This is a genomic window from Erwinia aphidicola (assembly GCF_014773485.1).
Taxonomy (GTDB): domain Bacteria; phylum Pseudomonadota; class Gammaproteobacteria; order Enterobacterales; family Enterobacteriaceae; genus Erwinia; species Erwinia aphidicola.
Genome location: NZ_JACXBP010000001.1, coordinates 396,645 through 416,336 on the forward strand (window position 1 = coordinate 396,645; position 19,692 = coordinate 416,336).

The 19,692-nt window shown below is 55.4% G+C and carries 17 protein-coding genes and 2 tRNA genes; 13 read left to right on the plus strand and 6 right to left on the minus strand.

Features of this window, described 5'->3' with window-relative positions; genetic code table 11:
- Positions 1–45: 45 nt before the first annotated feature.
- Together ID864_RS01890 and ID864_RS01895 are read right to left on the minus strand one after the other, a co-directional pair.
- A complete protein-coding gene (locus tag ID864_RS01890) occupies positions 46–786 on the minus strand; it encodes an NADPH-dependent oxidoreductase (RefSeq protein WP_048915750.1) in 741 nt (246 codons plus the stop codon).
- Positions 787–1,048: 262 nt separating this feature from the next.
- A tRNA-Ser gene (locus ID864_RS01895) sits at positions 1,049–1,136 on the minus strand.
- A 364-nt stretch (positions 1,137–1,500) separates the two neighbouring features.
- Here ID864_RS01895 and phoA point away from each other — a divergent pair.
- Positions 1,501–2,904 carry an alkaline phosphatase gene (gene phoA / locus ID864_RS01900; RefSeq protein WP_191149323.1) on the plus strand — a complete coding sequence of 468 codons (1,404 nt, stop codon included), beginning with the start codon at positions 1,501–1,503 and terminating at the stop codon, positions 2,902–2,904.
- A gap of 140 nt (positions 2,905–3,044) precedes the next feature.
- Here phoA and ID864_RS01905 read toward each other — a convergent pair.
- Positions 3,045–3,132, minus strand: a tRNA-Ser gene (locus ID864_RS01905).
- A gap of 231 nt (positions 3,133–3,363) precedes the next feature.
- Here ID864_RS01905 and ID864_RS01910 point away from each other — a divergent pair.
- From ID864_RS01910 to ID864_RS01930, 5 genes are all read left to right on the plus strand, one after another.
- Positions 3,364–4,830 carry a peptide MFS transporter gene (locus ID864_RS01910; protein ID WP_230050344.1) on the plus strand — a complete coding sequence of 489 codons (1,467 nt, stop codon included), beginning with the start codon at positions 3,364–3,366 and terminating at the stop codon, positions 4,828–4,830.
- 88 nt (positions 4,831–4,918) lie between these two features.
- Complete coding sequence (gene ghrA, locus ID864_RS01915; RefSeq protein WP_099754864.1) at positions 4,919–5,857, plus strand: glyoxylate/hydroxypyruvate reductase GhrA; 939 nt, start codon at positions 4,919–4,921, stop codon at positions 5,855–5,857.
- Positions 5,858–5,871: 14 nt separating this feature from the next.
- Complete coding sequence (locus tag ID864_RS01920; protein WP_191149324.1) at positions 5,872–6,609, plus strand: phosphatase; 738 nt, start codon at positions 5,872–5,874, stop codon at positions 6,607–6,609.
- A 36-nt stretch (positions 6,610–6,645) separates the two neighbouring features.
- Positions 6,646–7,215 carry a TorD/DmsD family molecular chaperone gene (locus ID864_RS01925; RefSeq protein WP_048915754.1) on the plus strand — a complete coding sequence of 190 codons (570 nt, stop codon included), beginning with the start codon at positions 6,646–6,648 and terminating at the stop codon, positions 7,213–7,215.
- Between the two features lie 266 nt (positions 7,216–7,481).
- Entirely contained in the window at positions 7,482–8,393 is a 912-nt protein-coding gene (locus tag ID864_RS01930) for a glycosyltransferase family 2 protein (RefSeq protein WP_191149325.1), read from the plus strand.
- Between the two features lie 34 nt (positions 8,394–8,427).
- Here ID864_RS01930 and ID864_RS01935 read toward each other — a convergent pair whose 3' ends face one another.
- Together ID864_RS01935 and ID864_RS01940 are read right to left on the minus strand one after the other, a co-directional pair.
- The gene (locus ID864_RS01935; protein ID WP_191149326.1) at positions 8,428–9,810 is read right to left on the minus strand and encodes a CoA transferase; all 1,383 of its coding nucleotides are present in this window, start codon (positions 9,808–9,810) and stop codon (positions 8,428–8,430) included.
- 19 nt (positions 9,811–9,829) lie between these two features.
- On the minus strand, positions 9,830–10,735 hold the full coding sequence (locus tag ID864_RS01940; protein ID WP_191149327.1) for a DMT family transporter: 906 nt from the start codon (positions 10,733–10,735) through the stop codon (positions 9,830–9,832).
- Between the two features lie 241 nt (positions 10,736–10,976).
- On the opposite strand from ID864_RS01940, the gene ID864_RS01945 reads away from it, so the two are divergent.
- The 4 genes from ID864_RS01945 (at position 10,977) to exaC (ending at position 15,143) form a co-directional block, all read left to right on the plus strand.
- Complete coding sequence (locus ID864_RS01945; protein WP_191149474.1) at positions 10,977–11,702, plus strand: glutamine amidotransferase; 726 nt, start codon at positions 10,977–10,979, stop codon at positions 11,700–11,702.
- Positions 11,703–11,854: 152 nt separating this feature from the next.
- Positions 11,855–12,703: a DUF3289 family protein gene (locus ID864_RS01950; protein ID WP_191149328.1), complete on the plus strand. Its 849-nt coding sequence runs from the start codon at positions 11,855–11,857 to the stop codon at positions 12,701–12,703.
- Positions 12,687–13,148, plus strand: coding sequence for a DUF943 family protein (locus ID864_RS01955; RefSeq protein ID WP_053110419.1), 462 nt, complete (start codon positions 12,687–12,689; stop codon positions 13,146–13,148). Before ID864_RS01950 ends, ID864_RS01955 begins: the two co-directional genes overlap by 17 nt.
- 474 nt (positions 13,149–13,622) lie before the next feature.
- Entirely contained in the window at positions 13,623–15,143 is a 1,521-nt protein-coding gene (exaC, locus tag ID864_RS01960) for an acetaldehyde dehydrogenase ExaC (RefSeq protein WP_048915763.1), read from the plus strand.
- 55 nt (positions 15,144–15,198) lie between these two features.
- Here exaC and ID864_RS01965 read toward each other — a convergent pair whose 3' ends face one another.
- A complete protein-coding gene (locus ID864_RS01965; protein ID WP_191149329.1) occupies positions 15,199–16,317 on the minus strand; it encodes a hypothetical protein in 1,119 nt (372 codons plus the stop codon).
- Between the two features lie 543 nt (positions 16,318–16,860).
- Here ID864_RS01965 and ID864_RS01970 point away from each other — a divergent pair.
- The 3 genes from ID864_RS01970 to ID864_RS01980 all read left to right on the plus strand — a co-directional run bounded on the left by ID864_RS01970 (position 16,861) and on the right by ID864_RS01980 (position 19,676).
- Entirely contained in the window at positions 16,861–18,252 is a 1,392-nt protein-coding gene (locus ID864_RS01970; RefSeq protein ID WP_048915766.1) for a purine-cytosine permease family protein, read from the plus strand.
- A gap of 118 nt (positions 18,253–18,370) precedes the next feature.
- On the plus strand, positions 18,371–19,219 hold the full coding sequence (locus tag ID864_RS01975) for a DUF3289 family protein (protein WP_191149330.1): 849 nt from the start codon (positions 18,371–18,373) through the stop codon (positions 19,217–19,219).
- Positions 19,203–19,676, plus strand: coding sequence for a DUF943 family protein (locus ID864_RS01980; RefSeq protein ID WP_099754872.1), 474 nt, complete (start codon positions 19,203–19,205; stop codon positions 19,674–19,676). The genes ID864_RS01975 and ID864_RS01980 overlap by 17 nt, the downstream gene beginning before the upstream one ends.
- Positions 19,677–19,692: the final 16 nt, after the last annotated feature.

The following is a 19,692-nucleotide window of genomic DNA, read 5'->3' on the forward strand; positions in this document are numbered from 1 at the left end:
TAAGGCCTGATGAAAGCCCGGCCAGTTGGCCGGGCTTTTTTATGGCTACTCGTCAGTGCCGAAGCCCTGTTTCAGCACGGCTGGCTGCACCTGCGGGAAATAAATATGGTCGTAATAGCTGGCGGTGTTGTTACCCCAGTTATCGCCATCGGTTCGCCCGGTCTGCTGCCAGTGCGCGACCAGCACCTCGTTATACGCTTTGATCACCTCAGGCAGCATCGCGCTGTTATAGCGCTCCTCGTGGCGGAAGCCCGCCAGCGACATACGTGGTTTCTGAACGGCAGGTTGATCAACATACCCCAGCACTACCCCTGCCACCGGGAAGGTCAGCTCAGGCAGGTTAAGCAGCTCAATCATCGCCTGCGGCTCGCGGCGGATCCCGCCAATTGGCACCACGCCCAGCCCGTGAGAGCGGGCAGCGGTCATCACGGTCGCCAGCGCGATTCCGATATCGGTCGCACCGGAGATCAGGCTTTCCAGGCTCTCATGCGCGATCTGCTGTTTGCCTTCCGCCTCAATTGCCAGCTGGCTTTTGTGCATATCCAGCACAAAGGTGATAAACACCGGGGCTTTCGCGATCCACGGCTGTCCACCGGCAATTTCCGCGATTTTTGCGCGGGTGGCAGCATCACGCACCACCACCAGCGATACCTGCTGGGAATTTACCGAAGTTGGCGCACGCCAGGCCGTTTCGACAATGTCATCAATAATCGTGTCGGCAATGGGGGTGTCAAGATAGCTGCGATCGCTGCGGTGGCTTTTCAGCAGTTGAGTGATTTCGTTCATGTGATACCTGGTGTTCTGAATATGTAGAGTGTGAAGGTAGTGAAGATCCAGGGGTAACGGCTACGCATTTTGTGCGGCAGATCACATTTTTTGCTGTAGGGGGCGACCGCTTTTCTGGTCGCCCCGCAAAACCTTCAAAGCGGCGCTGGATATTAAATAACATCCCGTTGGTCGCGCAGGTGTAGGGGCGGGGCATGCCCGACCCCTACGCAAAATGCAAAAAAAATGCCTGAACTTTCGCTCAGGCATTTCTCTTTGAATATGGTGGTGAGAGAGGGGTTCGAACCCTCGATACGTTGCCGTATACACACTTTCCAGGCGTGCTCCTTCAGCCACTCGGACACCTCACCATATTTTACTGCCGCTACCCGCAGGGGGTAACGGGGCGCTACTATAGGCAGTCGCGCGTAATGGGTCAAGCAGTATTTTTCCCTGTGCTTCTATTCGCTTAAGTGCTGAGCAACCACGGATAATCTGGTGCGGCCAGTGCGCAATTCGCCATAAACGGCGAAGCTCGCCTTTTATGCCGTTATAACGGCAGGCCGGGCTTTAAGCCGGGCTGATATCAGCAGCTAAACCCTGCGAAGCGCTCGGCCAGCCATAAGGTAAATTGACATTAATCTGTCACAAATAAGTCGCAAAGCTGAAATAGTTGTATCGCAGACTGACTCCCTGAAATCTTTAGCAAAACTTATTCATGGAGATCGCCGTTTAATGAAACATAAAGCTTTCGCACTTTCCCTGCTGACCTCACTTATCTGCTCCTCTGCCGTCGCCGATATCGCCACTTACCAGCGGGCCGCGCAGGGTGATATTACTCAGCCGGGCGGAGCACGTCGCCTGAGCGGTGACCAGACCAAGGCGATTAAAGCGTCGTTGAGCAACAGCACGGCGAAAAACGTTATTCTGCTGATCGGCGACGGCATGGGCGACTCAGAAATTACGGCGGCGCGAAACTATGCGCAAGGGGCGGGCGGTTTCTTTGAAGGGATTGATGCGCTGCCGCTCACCGGACAGTACACCCACTATGCGCTGGATAAGAAAACCCACAAGCCTGACTATGTGACTGATTCAGCAGCATCTGCCACCGCCTGGGCAACCGGCGTGAAGTCCTATAACGGCGCAATTGGCGTTGATGTAAAGGGTAAAGATCATCCCTCGCTGCTGGAGTTGGCGAAAGCCGCCGGTAAAGCGACCGGCAATGTTTCAACCGCAGAGCTGGAAGATGCCACCCCGGCGGCGCAGATTGCCCACGTCACCTCGCGTAAGTGCTATGGCCCGGTCAAAACCAGCGAGCTGTGCGCCAGCAATGCGCTGGAGCAGGGCGGTAAAGGCTCGATTGCTGAGCAGTTGCTAAATGCGCGCGCCGACGTCACCTTTGGCGGCGGCGGGAAGACCTTCAGTGAAACGGCCAAAGCCGGCGAGTGGCAGGGCAAAACGCTGGAAGAGCAGGCGAAGCTACGCGGCTATCAGCTGGTGAACGATCTCGACGGCATGAATGCGCTTACCTCTGCCAGCGACGCGCAGCCGGTGCTGGGGCTGTTCGCTGCCGGGAATATGCCGGTGCGCTGGAAAGGCCCCAAGGCCACATACCACGGTAATCTTGATGGCAAACCGATTACCTGCGAAGTAAACGCGGAGCGCCCGGCGTCGACGCCGACGCTGGCGCAGATGACCGATAAGGCTATTACGCTGCTGAGCAGTAAACCGGAGGGCTTCTTCCTGCAGGTGGAAGGCGCTTCTATTGATAAGCAGGATCACGCGGCCAATCCGTGCGGGCAGATTGGTGAAACCGTCGATCTGGACGAAGCGGTGCAGAAGGCACTGGAGTTTGCGCGCAAAGAGGGCAATACCCTGGTGATTGTCACTGCCGATCATGCGCACTCCAGCCAGATTATCGCCAACGACAGCAAAGCCCCGGGCCTGACGCAGACGCTGATCACCAAAGATGGCAGCCCGATGACCATCAGCTACGGTAATTCAGAAGAGGATTCGCAGGGCCACACCGGCACCCAGCTGCGCATCGCTGCCTTTGGCCCGCACGCGGCCAATGTCGTCGGCCTGACCGATCAGACCGATCTGTTCTATACCATTAAAGCGGCGCTGGATATTAAATAATCACGCATTTTACGGGCCGATCGAAAAAAAGGATCGGCCCCTACAGCACACAGGAAGATGTAGGGGGCGACCGCTTTTCTGGTCGACCCGCAAATGCAAAAAAAAAGTCTGAACGTGAGTTCAGACTTTCTCTTTAAATATGGTGGTGAGAGAGGGGTTCGAACCCTCGATACGTTGCCGTATACACACTTTCCAGGCGTGCTCCTTCAGCCACTCGGACACCTCACCATATTGTTGCCGCAACCAGGTTGCTGACGGGCGCTAATGTAGGGAAAAGTGCGGTTGCGGTCAACTGCCTTTCGACTATTTTGAGTGCGTTTAGTCAGTTTTAACGCACTTTGCTGGTTTAAACGCCAGCCAGGTTCAGATTAGGCCGCTAAAGCCAAATCGGCGCGCATCGCCAGGCGCAAAAGGTGCATAATAACCGACTTATTTTGGCAGGAAAAACAGAGGTTAGTTGTGGATCACACCAACCGTATCCCCCAACAGCAGGTGCCGGGGGGAACCGGCGCGCTGTTCTTTATTCAAATTTTCGCCACCATGGGCTTCGCGGTGCTTTACTCCAGCCTGGTGCTGTACGCCACCAAAAAACTCGGCTTCAGCGAAGGGCAGGCCAACACCATGATGGGCGTGTTCGGCGCCTTTAACTACGGTCTGCACCTGTTCGGTGGCTACCTTGGCGGTCGCTTCCTCAGCAACCGTAATCTTTTCGTGCTGGGAATGGTGCTGCAGGTTGCTGGCTGCTGGACGCTCTCCGGTCAGAGCGCGGAAGGCCTTTACTGGGGGCTGGCGATGTTCCTGACCGGCAGCGGCCTCAATGTTACCTGCATTAATATGATGCTGACCCAGCGCTTTGCCCCGGAAGATAACCGCCGTGAGAGCGCCTTCCTGTGGAACTACGCCGGGATGAACCTCGGATTCTTCCTCGGCTTTACCGGCGCGGGCTACTTCCAGCTCAGCGAGCACTATGAAGCGCTGTTCCTGTTCGCCACTATCGGTAACGCAGTGGCCATTGTTATCTCGCTGCTGCGCTGGAAGGTGCTGGCCGATATCAGTACCCCGCTGCTGCAGGCAAACCCGCGCCAGTTCCGCTGGCGCATGCTGGCCGGGCTGATGATTCTGGTGGCGCTGGTGCCGCTGATCCGCCTGATGCTCAATCACGCCGGGTTTACCGGGGCGTTTGTGCTGGCGCTGGGCGCAGCGATCTTCCTGCTGCTGTGCTTTACCACGCTGCGCCATCGCCCGCGTGATGAGCAGCGCCGCATGTGTGCTTATCTGATCCTCGCGCTGGGTGCGCTGGTGTTCTGGACGCTGTACCAGCTGGCGCCGATGGGCCTGATGCTGTTCACCGAGCACAATATTAACCTCCGCGTGTACGGCATTCAGGTGGCCCCGCAGTGGGTGCAGAATATCAACACCCTGGTGATTGTTTTCGGCGGGCCTTTGCTGGCTATCTGGTTCCGCAACCTGCGCGAGCGCGGCTGGCGCATCGATATCCCGCTGCAGTTCTCCGCCTCGCTGTTTATGATCGGGCTGGGTATGCTGGTGCTACCGCTGGGTATCGCGCTGGCGGGCGGGGACGGCATTGTGGCGTTCAAATGGATTGTTATCAGCTACGTATTGCAGAGCATCGCCGAACTGCTGCTGTCGCCAATTGGCTATGCGATGATCGGCAAGCTGGCTCCGGCGCGCTATCAGGGGGTGATGATGGGCTGCTGGATGATGGTGACCGGCGTCGCTTCGGTGCTGTCCGGCTACGTTTCCGCGCTGATGCCGGAAAACAGCGGCAGCACGCCGCTGCTGACTAACCCCGGCTACAGCCATATCTTCAGCCTGCTCGGCTGGGGCAGTGCGGCGGTCGGTTTAGTGCTGATCTGCCTGATCCCGCTGCTGCGCCGACTGATCCAGCAGGTCGACCGGCCATAATTCTTTTCGGGGCAGTTCTCTGCCCCAAATTTTCACTTGCCAGCCGCCGCGTTTTCCCTGAGCCTAAACAAAAAACAGGAGAGAAAACGTGGACATCCTTTTTTATCACCCATCCTTTAAGGCAGAGACCTGGATCAGCGGGTTACAGCTGCGTTTACCCCATGCACGTATTCGTCTTTGGCAGCCCGGCGACGATCGGCCGGCCGATTATGCGCTGGTACGCCAGCCGCCGGTAGAGATGTTAAAAGGGCGGGCGCTGAAGGGCGTCTTTGCGCTCGGCGCCGGCGTGGATGATATCCTCGGCCAGCTGCGCGAGCATCCGGATATGCTGGCACCCGGGGTGCCGCTGTTCCGCCTGGAAGATACCGGCATGGGCCGCCAGATGCAGGAGTATGCGGTTTATCACGTCCTCGGCTGGTTCCGCCGCTTCCCGGAATATCAGAAACAGAAAACCGAAACCCTGTGGCACCACCTGCGCAACTACGCGCGCCGCGACTTCACCATTGGTATTCTCGGTGCGGGCGTGCTGGGCAGCAGCGTCGCCAGCAGCCTGCTGGCGTGGGATTTCCCGGTCAGCTGCTGGAGCCGTTCACCGAAGCAGATTGACGGCGTCACCAGCTTCCATGGTGAAGCGCAGCTTGGCGAGTTTCTTGCCGGAAGCCAGGTGTTAATTAACCTGCTGCCGAACACGCCGCAAACCCGCGGTATTATCAACCGCCAGCTGCTCAGCCAGCTGAAGCCCGGTGCATTCCTGCTTAACCTCGCGCGCGGTGCCCACCTGGTGGAAGCCGATCTGCTGGCCGCGCTGGAAGCGGGCGAAGTGAAAGCAGCGGCGCTCGACGTGTTTAATCACGAACCGCTGCCCGCCGAACACGCGTTCTGGTCGCACCCGGATATCGCTATCACCCCGCATAATGCCGCTGTAACCTTGCCAGATGAAGCTATGGACTACATTGCGCGTTCGATTACCCGGCGCGAGAGCGGTGAAATGCCGGAAGGGCGCGTCGATATCGATCGGGGTTACTAATCAGGAGAGAACAGATGTATCCAGTTGACCTTCACATGCATACCGTTGCCAGCACTCATGCTTACAGCACGCTGCGCGACTACGTATTACAGGCGCAGACCTGCGGCGTTAAGCTGCTGGCGATCACCGATCACGGCCCGGATATGGCCGATGCACCGCACTACTGGCATTTTGTTAATATGAAAGTCTGGCCGCGGGTGATTGACGGCGTGGGCGTGCTGCGCGGCATCGAAGCGAATATCAAAAATGTACAGGGCGAGATCGACTGCAGCGGCCCGATGCTGGGTTCGATTGATATTATCGTTGCCGGGTTCCACGAGCCGGTATTTCCTCCGCAGGATGAAGCGACCCATACCCAGGCGATGATCGCCGCGATGGCCAGCGGGCTGGTGCATATTATCAGCCATCCCGGCAACCCAAATTACCCGATCGATATTCATGCGGTCGCTGAAGCAGCGGCGAAGTATGATGTGGCGCTGGAGCTGAATAACTCCTCATTTACCACCTCGCGCATGGGCAGTGAACCCAACTGCCGTAAAGTCGCGCAAGCGGTGCGCGATGCGGGGGGCTGCCTGGCATTAGGCTCTGATTCTCACACCGCCTTTACCCTCGGTAATTTTGAGCACTGTCTGCGTATCATGCGCGAGGTGGATTTTCCTGAAGATCGCGTGTTAAATGTCACGCCGCGCCGCCTGCTGGACTTCCTGCAGCAGCGTACCGGTAAGAAAATAGCTGAATTCGCCGATTTGTGACAGTGTCACGCATAACTTATTACGGAATTGAAAGACATGAATGAGTTTTCCATCATCTGCCGCATTTTAGGCTCGCTTTACAACCGCCAGCCGCAGGACCCTTTACTGGTGCCGCTGTTCCAGATGCTGCGTGAAGGTAAACTGCAACAGCACTGGCCGCTGGAGCAGGATGAGCTGCTGACCCGTTTGCAGCAGAACTGTGACCCGCAGACGCTGGCGACCGACTACAACGCCCTGTTTGTCGGCAGCGAATGCCGAGTGTCGCCTTTCGGTTCGCAGTGGGAGAATGGCCCGCAGGAAGCGGACGTGCGTGCTTTTCTTACCAGCCGCGGTATGCCGCTTAGCGATGCACCTGCCGACCATATTGGCGCACTGCTGCTGGCGGCATCATGGCTGGAAGATCAGTCCGAAGCGGATGAAATCACGGCACAGATAACCCTGTTTGATGAGTATCTGCTGCCGTGGGTGGGGGCGTTTCTGGGCAAAGTAGAAGCCCATGCGACCACCGCCTTTTACCGCACGCTGGCCGTCATCAGCCGTGAAGCGATGCAGGCGATGCGCGACGAGCTGGAAGACGAGAGTGAACAGCAGGAAGATAAGGATTAAAGGGGGGTAATTACTCTCCTTTAAAGCGGAAGATACCTGCAGTTTATTAGCCCCATCGCTTTTGTGGGGGTTGTAGGAATAACATTATCCTGTCGTCAGTGATCACCTGGTGAGGTGATGCGAACGGTTTTTATCGCAGATTAAAGCTATATTGCCTGGCGCAGTGGGGTGTTTTCTCGACATTTACATAAGATATTGCTGTTCTGCCAGAGTGATCTCCCCCTCATAAGCATTCGACATTTATTTAATACGTTTAGGGGGATTTCATGCCAACAGTTTCAGTCCTGCTGCCGGTGCTTAATGGCGAGCGCGATATTAAACAGTGCATCGATTCGATGCTGGCGCAAACGCTGCGGGATTTTGAGCTGATAGTGATTGACGATGGTTCAACGGACGGCACTGCCGCCGTGGTTTCAGCCTACTGCGACAGCCGCATCCGGCTGATTTCGCTAGCGGAAAATGGCGGCACCGCTAACGCCCTCAACCTCGCCTGGTCGCAGTCGGACAGCAAATATATCGCACTGATGGATCACGATGACATTGCGGTCCCTCAGCGTCTGGAGTGGCAGGTCAGGATGCTTAATGGCCAGCCGCGCATTGCTGCAGTAGGGGGGCAGATGAACGCTTTCGGCGAGGCGCAGGGCAAGGTAGCCGTTCCTCTACTGGATGGGCAGATTAAGGCGAATCTGTTAGCCGCCACGCAAAACCTGCTAAACCCAACGACGATGCTACGTCGTAAAGCGATTGATAAAACCGGCATCCGCTGGGATGCGAAAATGAGCGGCGTATTTGACTGGGCGTTCTGGTGTGAGCTGATGTTTCAGCAGGTCAATTATGCCAACCACCCGGAAGTGTTGCTACATTACCGTATCCACGGCGGGCAGCAGTCAAAAGACCAGCGCCATTTGCGACCGTTACATGCTGAGATGCGGTTGAAAATTCTGGCCGCGTTTTTCCCTGACCTTCCCCTACAGCAAGCCACGCTGGTCGAGCCGCTGCTGCAGTGGATCCAACCGCCGCCGTTAAACTCAGAGGCGGTAAAAAGCGGGCTGCAGGTTTTATCGACAATGCTCAACCAGCCGGTGAGCAGGTTGGGGGAGGATCGTAACACGCTGAATAATTTCCTGCAGAGCTGTTATTCACGCTGGGACCAGGCGCTCAGGCCCGCGCATGCCTGATTGATGGCGCTATCGCCGATTGCTGCTGCGGCCTTCAGGGGCAGTTTGGCTGCCACCGGGCACGGTCGCAACCCAGCTTCGTCGGTCCATGCGACCAGTTTAGCGGCGTGCCGGGCAGCCAGAACGGCGAACGCAGCCGCTGGCTCAGGCCAAACGACGATATCAGCGCTTCGGCATCTTCATCTCGCGGCACGCGCGTGCCCAAACCTGAGGGCTGTGCTTCCTGTGGATAGGGGGCGTCCGTCAGCAGGCAGGCGGTGCGCGCCAGCGACAGGCGAGCAGTGAAGCCGGTATTGTGCAGCAGGCGCTGGCGCAATCCTTCCAGTACCGCTGCCGCCATCATATAACCCGTGGCGTGATCCAGCGCCTGCACCGGCAGCGGGACTGGCGCATCGCTGTGCTGCCACAGGCGGCCGCGCTCGGCAATTCCGCTGGCCATCTGTACCAGGCTGTCAAAGCCGCGGCGGTTGCGCCACGGCCCGGTCCATCCCCATGCATTAAGGCTGACATCGACCAGCCCCGGTTTCAGCGCCTGTAGCGCCTCTGCATCATAGCCCAGATTGCTGAGCGCATCGGCGCGGTAGCCGTGCACCAGCACGTCACACTGGCCGAGCAGCTGCTCAAACCGTTTGCGTCCTTCCGCCGATTTCAAATTCAGCCGCGCGCAGCGTTTACCCAGCGTAACTTCCTCCTCCAGCGCAGGTTCCTGCCAGTCTGGCGGATCGAGGCGCAGCACCTCAGCGCCCAGCCCGGCCAGAAAACGCGTGGCGACCGGCCCGGCGATAATACGCGTCAGGTCGAGCACGCGCACGCCCAGCAGCGGGCGTGCCGCAAACAGTCGCCAGGTGGGCGCAGGGCCACAGGCCTGCAGCGTTTGCTCAATCAGTGCTTCACGGCTGACGCTCTGCCCCTGCGGGTGCTGCTGCCACTCGCTGTGGCTGCGCAGCGCGGCGGCACAGCCTCCGGCGTCCACCACGGCCTGCTCCAGCTCCACTTTCTGCCAGCGGGCGACGGCTGCCGCCAGCTGCTGACGATGAGTCTGCTGCCCGAGTACCTGTTCCATCGCTGCACGATGATGCGGCGCATTAGTATGCAGACGCACCCAGCCATCCGCAGTGGCGTAATCCCCGGCAAGCGGATCCCACAGCGAGGGCAGCGGGCGATTAACCGGGCGCAGCGCGTGCTGAAACCAGCGCGCACACAAAGCCGCATCCAGCTCCACCGGTTGCGCGCTACCGATCAGGCTGGCAGTCGCCTGCGCCGCCAGCCCGATGCTGGTGGCCGCCAGTTCGCTGACGGGATAAGCGGAAACCAGCGCCTGTTCACCATTAATTTTCAGCTCGGGCAGCGGCGTGCTGCTGTTGCGAAGTCCCTGCCACAGCTGTTGCCACAGCGCAGCGCTCAGGCGATTATCCATTCAACTCTCCTTCAGTTAATCAGGGGCGATCCGAACGGCGGCGCACAAGGCGAAAACGTGACAGACGGGCGTGCATTTTCAGGTTGCGCAGGTTAATCACCGCGATTGCCGTGCCAATAATCACCAGCAGGCCGCCAGTGACTTTAAAGCTGTTCATGCTGTCGCCCAACACCACCACCCCCATAATCACCGCCAGAACCGGGGTCAGCAGCGAGTAGGGCATGATCAGGTTAACGTTGTAGTTTTTCAGCAGGCTGTACCACAGCGAATAAGCCACAATCGAGGAGCCGATCGCGCTGAACAGGATGCCAAACCAGCCGCGCCATGAAGAGTGTAGCAGCAGGTTAAGCTGGTCGGATTCGGTCAGCCAGGATGCGCTGGCGACGATCGGAATGGCCAGAAATGAGAGCCAGCCGGTCATGGTCAGCGGACTGATGGGCGGTGATTTTTTCACAATCATATTGCTCACCGCCCAGCCGAATGCACTCAGCAGCAGCAGAACCAGCACCCACCAATTAGGGATTGTTGGGCTTCCCGCCAGCACCACCACGCCGCTCAGTGAAATCGTAATGCCCAGCAGCTGCACCAGGCGCAGTTTCTCTTTGAGGATCAGCATCGCCAGCAGCATGGCGATAGGCGTGCCGAGCTGTACGATCACCGCCGCAGTACCGGCATCGGTATGGTTCAGGCTGACAAACAGCAGCGAAAAGTGCATAAAGCCAAACGTAAAGGCAAGCGGCACCAGGTAGCGCAGCTGCTGGCGCGAGACGCGAGTAAACGGCACCAGGATCAGCGCCACCACCACAAAGCGCAGGGTGGTCATCAGCAGTGGGGGCAGGTCATGCAGCCCCCATTTAATAGCGATGTTATTAAATGCCCAGATGGACACCACCATCAGAATCAGAAAAAAATGACGCAGGGCCACCACAAAATCCTTAGTTGAGTGATTGAGTCCCTTTCATCATGGCACGAAATGCGCCAGATGAGGCGCTACTGACCGTCATTTTTTCAGCAGCAGGTAGTGCATAAGTGAAGAAATAGCGCTCTGGCTAAGCCGATGCTTTGTATAAAGATTACCTGAAAATGTTATGAGACAGGCTGGTGACAAACTGCGATGATGATCTGCGGGCTGTCCGGCCCCAATAACATTGCCGATAAGGAGCGAGATAACAGTGAAATTGCCGTTAGCGATTATCCAGCTTGAAAGCCCGCCGCAGGCGGTTAGCCGCCAGGTTGGGGAGCAGAAGCAGTGGTTTATTGAGGCGCTGGAGCTGGCCGATGATGACTATATCGTGGTGCGCCCCGATCTTGGCGATGCACTGCCGGACGTGCAGCAGATTGCCTGCGCCGTGCTCAGCGGTTCGTGGGCGATGGTCACCGACCACGCAGAGTGGAGCGAGCGCACCGCCGCCTGGGTGCGCCATGCGGTGGCCGAACAGCTGCCGCTGCTGGGCGTCTGCTACGGTCATCAGCTGATGGCTTACGCGCTGGGTGGCGAGGTGGGGGATAATCCCAACGGCTGGGAGCGCGGCGTAAAGCTGCTGCAAACCACCCGCGCGCAGCGTCAGGATCCGCTGCTGGCCTCTGTGCCTGAGCGCTTCACCGCGTGGCTATCACACCGTCAGTCGGTGCTGACGCCGCCGCCGGGTGCGCAGGTGCTGGCCGCCTCCGCGCAGGATGGCTGCCAGATTATTCGCTACTCTGCCAGCACGCTGTCGCTGCAGTTTCACCCGGAATTCACCCCTGAAATTATGGCCGCCTGCCTGCATAACAGCCTCGCGCCGGGGGAAGTGCAGAAGCTGCTGACGCAACAGCCCGAACCGCACTGGCCGCGCCAGCTGCTGCGTGATTTTTTCCAACAGGCGCAGCCGCAGCAGGCGAAAAGCGCCTAATATAGGGGGCTGCCTGCAGCGGGCAGCTCTCTTGCTAAAATAGAACGGGCGGATTTCTGATTTTGGCCGTAAACAGCCCGCGATAATTTACTCGGCTGCTGGCTGTGCCGTAACATTCTGCGATGAAAGGACAATCGCACAAGGAGTGTTATATGTCAGCCCTCACGTTTCCCTGCACCCTGTTTAAAACCCAAAAGCAAATGGATGACAATCATGCGGAAGATATGCGCTGCGGGGATTTATCAGAGTCTCAGCTAAAGACGCTTTATCACCTGGTGGATGTTTCCAGCCGGGTAAACCCCTGGACTTTGACTAAAGTCAGCGCTTTTACCCAGCCGCAGTCGATGTTTCAGGGCTCACGCCCTGAAGGGGAAAAAGTGACCCGCCAGCAGTGCGCCGCTATTCTTTTTGATGAGTTCCGCCAGCTATCCCGCCCTTTTGCGCTCTATGGCCCCTACAGCCACCTGATTGAAAAGATGATTACACATATGCAGGTCAGCCAGGGTAAGGCATTTTCCAGTATGTATCTTGATGTGGCTTTAAAAGAGCATATTCAAAGGGATACAACAGAAAACAGTACGAGGAAACTTTTGAAAGATGCCTTTGACGCATATATAGATTGGGAAAATCGGTACTATCCTGTTGGTAAAAGAGGTGAGCTAAGAACCGCCATTCTTGGCGGCAAACTACCTAAATTCGACAGATTAAAAGATAATTTTAACGGTATGGGGATCAGCGTTCACGATACCTGGGCCACCCATATCACCCTTAAATCACTGAAGATAGGGAATGATATCTACCGGGCCGTGTTACATTATAAAGTACAGGATCACTTCGGTCTGGACAGTCACGATATGTTAAACGCAAAGTACAGCCAGTTCCGTTTGTTCCGCATCTGGTTTGTACTGCAGCGGTTCAATAAGTTCGCGTTTAAACCTTTTATGACCAATATGGAAGCCACCGTGGTGATTACCGGAGGACGCAGTGATAATAAAAAATAACAAAGTTTCTAGTGTGTTAATTCTGGCTATCGGCGTGGGCGGTCTCTATTTTATCTCGACTTTACTCAGGCCGGTTGAGATTGTCGCGGTTCACCAGGACGGGAATTTTAGTGATGTTCTGGTAAATAATTTTCCTCTGACCAATAAAGGAAAAATAGATTGGTGGCTGGCGAATAAGAGTATGCTGAAAGATCGCTATGATATTCCCAAACCAGCTTCTTATGGCGCCTTTACTATCGTCTTTTGGGATTTTGGCGATGGCTATATGGAGGAGGGAAAGTATGATCGGCGTTGCTTTGAGGATATGCCGCCGCCGGTAAACTGCATAGAAAAAAACAAGGAATTTACTGTGAAAACCGGTAGGGATGACGAAATTTTATTTGGGCTGCATGATGGCCTGTATCATTTGAAAAAAGATGGTGAGATATTCAAGCAAAGAGATTAGGTAAAAAGGTGAAGTAGATTAATCCTTTAGAAGATTACAGAGTGAATTATGATAATAAAAAAAATAACAGAAGTATGACAGGCTTTGTTTTGTTGATATGCCACCGCCGGTAATCTGCATTGAATAAAACAAGGAGTTCACTGTTGAAATGGGTAGAGGCGACGAGATGTTGTTTGGCGCAGATGGTGGAATATACCATTTGAAAAAAGAGGGTGAGATGTTCAAGGAAAACTATTAATCAATACGTGCCTGTCTGTGCCATCCCGCGTGGTGGCTGGCTGAAGTGAGCAACACGGTGAGTTACCGCCTGTGCCCCACCTCACATCACCCCGCGAAATTCCCGTTTTACTGACGTCCTCATCACAGTTTCAGCCTCTGCGATCTGGCATCCTGCCGAATATCGACAAGTGTTAACATTCAGTTATCACAGTGTTAATTATTCGCCACGGCGATGACCTCAACAGGAGTACGATGATGCGCTATGCATACCCGGGCACCACAGATTCACTGATTACCCTGAAGCAGGAGTATGGCAACTACATCAACGGCGAGTTTGTCGCTCCGGTCAACGGTAACTATTTTACCAATACCTCGCCGGTAAACGGTTCGGTTATCGGCAAGTTCCCGCGCTCTGATAAAGATGACGTTGAAAAGGCGCTGGATGCCGCCCACGCCGCTGCGGAAGCCTGGGGGAAAACCTCCGTGCAGGCGCGCTCCCTGACGCTGTTGAAAATTGCCGATCGGCTGGAGCAGCATCTGGAAACGCTGGCGGTCAATGAAACCTGGGACAACGGTAAGCCGGTTCGTGAAACCATGGCGGCGGATATGCCGCTGGCGGTCGATCACTTCCGCTACTTCGCTGGCTGCCTGCGTGCGCAGGAGGGTACGGCGGCGGAGATCGATGAGTTTACCGCCGCCTACCACTTCCATGAACCGCTAGGCGTGGTCGCGCAGATTATTCCTTGGAACTTCCCGCTATTAATGGCAGCCTGGAAGCTGGCGCCTGCGCTGGCCGCCGGTAACTGCGTGCTGCTAAAGCCCGCCGAGCAGACGCCGCTGTCGATTACGCTGTTTGTGGAGCTGATTGGTGACCTGCTGCCGAAAGGGGTACTGAACGTGATCCACGGTTTCGGTAAGGAAGCGGGTGAAGCGCTGGCCTCGAACCCGCGCATCGCCAAAGTGGCCTTTACCGGGTCGACCGCGACCGGTGGACATATTCTGGAGCTGGCGGCGAAAAACCTGATCCCATCGACCGTCGAGCTGGGCGGCAAATCGCCCAATATTTTCTTCGAAGACATCATGCAGGCCGAGCCATCCTTTATTGAGAAAGCGGCAGAGGGGGTGGTACTGGGCTTCCTGAATCAGGGGGAGGTCTGTACCTGTCCGTCGCGTGCGCTGGTACAGGAATCGATCTACGAGCCATTTATGGCGGCGGTGATGGCGCGCGTGAAAACCATTAAGCGCGGCGACCCGATGGACACCGACACCATGGTGGGCGCGCAGGCTTCGCAGCAGCAGTTTGATAAAATCCTTTCTTACCTTGAAATTGCGCAGCAGGAGGGGGCTGAAATTCTCACCGGCGGCGGGGTGGAAAAACTGGAGGGCGATCTCTCGAGCGGTTACTACATTCAGCCAACGCTGCTGAAAGGTACCAATAGCATGCGCGTGTTTCAGGAGGAGATCTTCGGGCCGGTGGTCGGCATTACCACCTTTAAGGATGAAGCCGAGGCGATTGCCATAGCCAATGATTCCATTTATGGGCTGGGTGCCGGCGTGTGGACGCGCGATATCAACCGTGCTTACCGCGTTGGACGGGCTATTAAAGCCGGGCGCGTCTGGACCAACTGTTACCACCTCTATCCGGCACATGCGGCGTTTGGCGGTTACAAAAAATCCGGTATTGGCCGCGAAACGCACAAAATGATGCTTGATCACTACCAGCAGACCAAAAATTTGCTGGTCAGCTACAGCGTGCAGCCACTGGGTTTCTTCTGAGTAAATTGCGTACAGGCCGGGGTTTTCCGGCCTGTGAATCCCACTGCGCTCCCCCTTAGTGGAACTGAGAACCGCCACCAAATCCTTCCGAACCGGTGTTGTTTGCTCCGTATCCGTGGCCGCCAAAAGCGTGCGATCCGGCATTATTTTCACCATGACCCGAGCCACCCGCATGCTGAGAACGCTGACCTTTAATGCTCCCTCCCGTTCCTTTTGCTGTCTGGAATGGGGCACTGTTTTTGACGACCGGTTTATTCAAAACAACAGCGGGTACAGTCTCGGTAAAGGTCGGGCGGCCGACAACCTGCGTTTTAACCCGATCAATATTCATCTGGGTAAGCTGCGCACCGAGTAACGCGTTGATCTGCATTTGCGTGCGCGCCTGATTGGCGGCGGTGAGCTGAGCGCCTTGCAGTGCCGCAGTTTGCTGCGCGGTACGCGCCTGATTGGCGGCGGTGAGCTGAGCGCCTTGCAGTGCGGCAGTTTGCTGCGCGGTGCGCGCCTGATTGGCGGCGGTGAGCTGTGCGCCTTGCAGCGCGGCAGTTTGCTGCGCGGTGCGCGCCTGATTGGCGGCGGTGAGCTGTGCGCCTTGCAGCGCGGCAGTTTGCTGCGCGGTGCGTGCCTGATTGGCGGCGGTGAGCTGTGCGCCTTGCAGCGCGGCAGTTTGCTGCGCGGTGCGCGCCTGATTGGCGGCGGTAAGCTGTGCACCTTGCAGTGCAGCGCGCGCGGCTGCGGCTGCCTGTTGCCCAGCCAGGATGCTGGCAGTCATCGAGCTGTTTTTAATACTGTTTACAGTCTGGCTGCTGACAGCGGGTTTATCAGGTGTTGTTGCCGTTGCCGTTGCCGTTGGTACTGGTGCTGTCAGGGGCTTCAGGCCAGTCCTGGCAGGTTCACCTGAATATCCGATTCTGTTAGCGATAGTGCTATCCAGATCGTAAACTGAAATGTTGTACCCTTTTGCCAACTGGCCAAAAGTTTGTGCCTGCATATCGGTTAGGGTCATACCTGCGCGCCGTACGGCAATATCCTTAATAGCAGAAATGTTCATTCCCAGAGGTTCTGAGGCAGCCTGGCGAACACTGTCTACGATCTGATGAAGTGGCTCAAAGGCGGAGGCAGAAAAAGTCAGTGTGGAAGCGATTACAACAGCGATGACCTTAATTGAAGTTTTCATAAATCTTCACTATAAAAAAAATTTGCGTTTCATCGGGCCTCTCCCTGGATTCTCTACCTTGTAAGTATCGATAAAAAATCGACATTTTTACTTGCCATCTTTTTTTGAACGTAAACAAGTAGCCAAAACCTTCCGACCAGCGCGTAAAAAAAAGATTAAAAGCCCACTGATAAATGTGAGTGACAGGCAGCATACCCTCCCTCGGCGAGGCTGATATTACGCCGCACTGGGTAGCGGGATTTGACGTAGATCACACTTTTGGTGGAAGCGATTACACTGCGTAAATTTCCCATTGTTTCGTAAAGAAAAATAATTATCAAACAGTGTGAAATGGTGCAATTAGTGTCGTCTGCTGCACCACTGAGAAGGGTAATTATCCTTCCATAACTTTTTAATATGACCCAGACGATTGCTGACTAAAGCCAAATATGGCACGGTGTTTTTAAGGTTGTATAGACAAGAATGCACAACCATTTTTCAACATGACGCTGTCGCCGCGCCGTTCCCGCGGTGATGAGATCACTTCAGGCAAGGAGTTTGGATATGTCCGTCACATCATCGCGCGCGCAGCCTCAGCCACGCCGTCTTATCGAAACCCGCAGTATTGATTATATTCCCGACGCCGAGCGCCATGGCCGGGTGTTCAGCCAGTTCACCCTGTGGTTCGGCGGTAATCTGCAAATTACCGCGATAATCACCGGCGCGCTCACCGTAGTCCTGGGCGGCGATGTCGTCTGGTCGCTGGTGGGGCTGCTGGCAGGACAGGTAATTGGAGCCGCAGTGATGGCGCTGCATGCGGTGCAGGGGCCACGCCTTGGGCTGCCGCAGATGATTACCTGCCGCACCCAGTTTGGCGTTTATGGCGCGGTGATCCCGCTGCTGCTGGTCTGCATGATGTACGTGGGCTTTTCCGCCAGTGGCACCGTGCTGGCCGGGCAGGCGCTGGCGCATCTTGTCGGCGTAGGTGACCGCAGCGGCATGATGCTGTTTGCCGTGATTATCATGGTGGTGGCGACGTTGGGTTACCGTCTTATCCATGGCTTAGGTAAAGTCGCCAGCGTGGTTGGCATCCTGGCATTCTGCTATCTTTTCCTGCGCCTGTTTATGGAAAATGACGTCAGCAGCCTGCTGGCGAACCGCCATTTTTCTCTGCCGATGTTCCTGTTGGCGGTGTCGCTCTCCTCATCGTGGCAGATCGCCTTTTGCCCCTATGTTTCCGACTACTCGCGCTATCTGCCGCGCAGCGTTTCGGCGCGCAGCACCTTTCTGGCGGTGTTCAGCGGCACGGTGCTTGGCACCCAGGCTTCGATGACGCTCGGGGTGATTGCCGCAGCGCTGGCGGGCAGCGCCTTCTCGGGTAATGAGGTGGGTTATATCGTCGGGCTGGGATCGAGCGGCACGATGGCGCTGGTGCTTTATTTCGCCATCTGCTTTGGCAAAATCACCTTTACCACCCTGAATGCCTACGGCAGCTTTATGTCGCTGGCGACAATCGTCTGCGGCTTCCGCAAAAGTGCAGCGATTAGCGAGCGGGCGCGCATGCTGTTTATCATCGCTATGATGCTGGTCTCCTGCGGTATTGCCATACTTAGCGAACCCTCTTTCCTTAAGTCATTCACCCAGTTCCTGCTGTTCCTGCTGGCCTTCTTTGTCCCCTGGAGCGCAATGAACCTGACCGACTACTACTTTATTACCCGTGGGCAGATAGATATTCCGGCGCTGAGCGATCCGGATGGCCGCTATGGGCGCTGGAACTGGACAGGCATTTTTACCTATGCGCTGGGCGTGCTGGTGCAGCTGCCGTTTGTCGCCAATGGCTTTTATCAGGGGGCGTTAGTGAGCTGGTTTGACGGCAATGATATTTCGTGGCTGATCGGCTGGGTATTTACCGCGTTGTGCTGGCTGGTAATTAACAGGCTGCGCACTCATAGGTGATTAAGGATAAATGGCCAAAATTCTGATTTTGGCCAGAAGAATGGGTAAAAAATGACTTTCTCTCTGGCATTAGCGTAATATTTCGGAATAAAAGGATTTTACACAAGGAGTGTATAACATGCCAGCCCTGAGCTTTCCCTGTACCATCTTTAAAACCCAAAGAAGTATGGACGATAACAATGCAGAAGATATGCGCTGCGGGGATTTGTCAGAATCTCAGCTAAAGAGGCACTATCATCTGGTTGACGTTTCCGCCAGGGTTAATCCCTATACCCTGTCCAAAATTAGCGCTTTTACCCAGCCGCAGTCGATGTTTCAGGGCACCCGGCCCGAAGGGGATAAAGTCACCCGCCAGCAGTGCGCCGCTATTCTGTTTGATGAATTTCGCCAGCTGTCGCGCGCCTTTTCGCTTTATGGTCCGTACAAATCGTTGATTGAATCGATGATTAGTCATATGCAAAGCGGTGAAGGTAAGGCCTTTTCCAGCATATATCTGGATGTGGCTTTAAAGGAGCAAATCGAAAGAGACAGTACAGTGAACAGTACGCTGCAGCGGTTAAAGGATGCCTTGAGAAAATTTACAGACTGGGAAAAACGATACTTCCCTCAAGAAAATAGAGAATATCTTACAAAAGCCATTCTGGGCAGCAAACTACCTAAGTTCGATCGTTTTGTCGACAATTTCAACGGAATGGGGATCTCCGTTCATGATACCTGGGCTACCCATATTACCCTTAAGTCGCTGAAGATTAACGGTGACAGTTACCGCGCGGTGGTGCATTACAAAGTGCAGGATCACTTCGGCTTGGACGGTAACGATATTTTAAATATCAAATATCGGCAGCTGCGTTTTTTCCGCATCTGGTTTGTGCTGCAGCGCTACAATAAGCTCGCATTTAAACCCTTTATGACCAATATGGAAGCCAGCGTGGTGATCACCGGAGGGCGTAATGACGATAAAAAATAGCCTGTATCTTATTGTGTTAGCGATGCTCTTTACTTCAGGGCTCCTCTACTTTATCTGTTTTCTTATGCGGCCAGTTGAAATTGTCGCAGTCCACCAGGACGCCCAATTCAGTGATGTGCTGGTGAAACATTTCCCTCTGACTGAAAGAGGGAAAATAGACTGGTGGCTGGCAAATAAAGATACTTTGAAGAAGCGTTATAATTTTCCAAAACCTGACAGAAATGGTAATTTCTCCATTGTCTTTTGGGACTTTGGCGATGGTTATATGGAAGAGGGGAAGTACGATCGGCGCTGCTTTTCAGATATGAAACCTCCGATAAACTGCATTGAAAAAAACATGGAGTTTACTGTGGATAGGGGTATGGATGGCGGTATTTATTTTGGCGTTAATGATGGTATATACCGTATGAAGGAAAATGGTGAGGTGTTTAAAAGAAAATATCAACCAAACCTTTGAGCGCCCGGCTTACTTG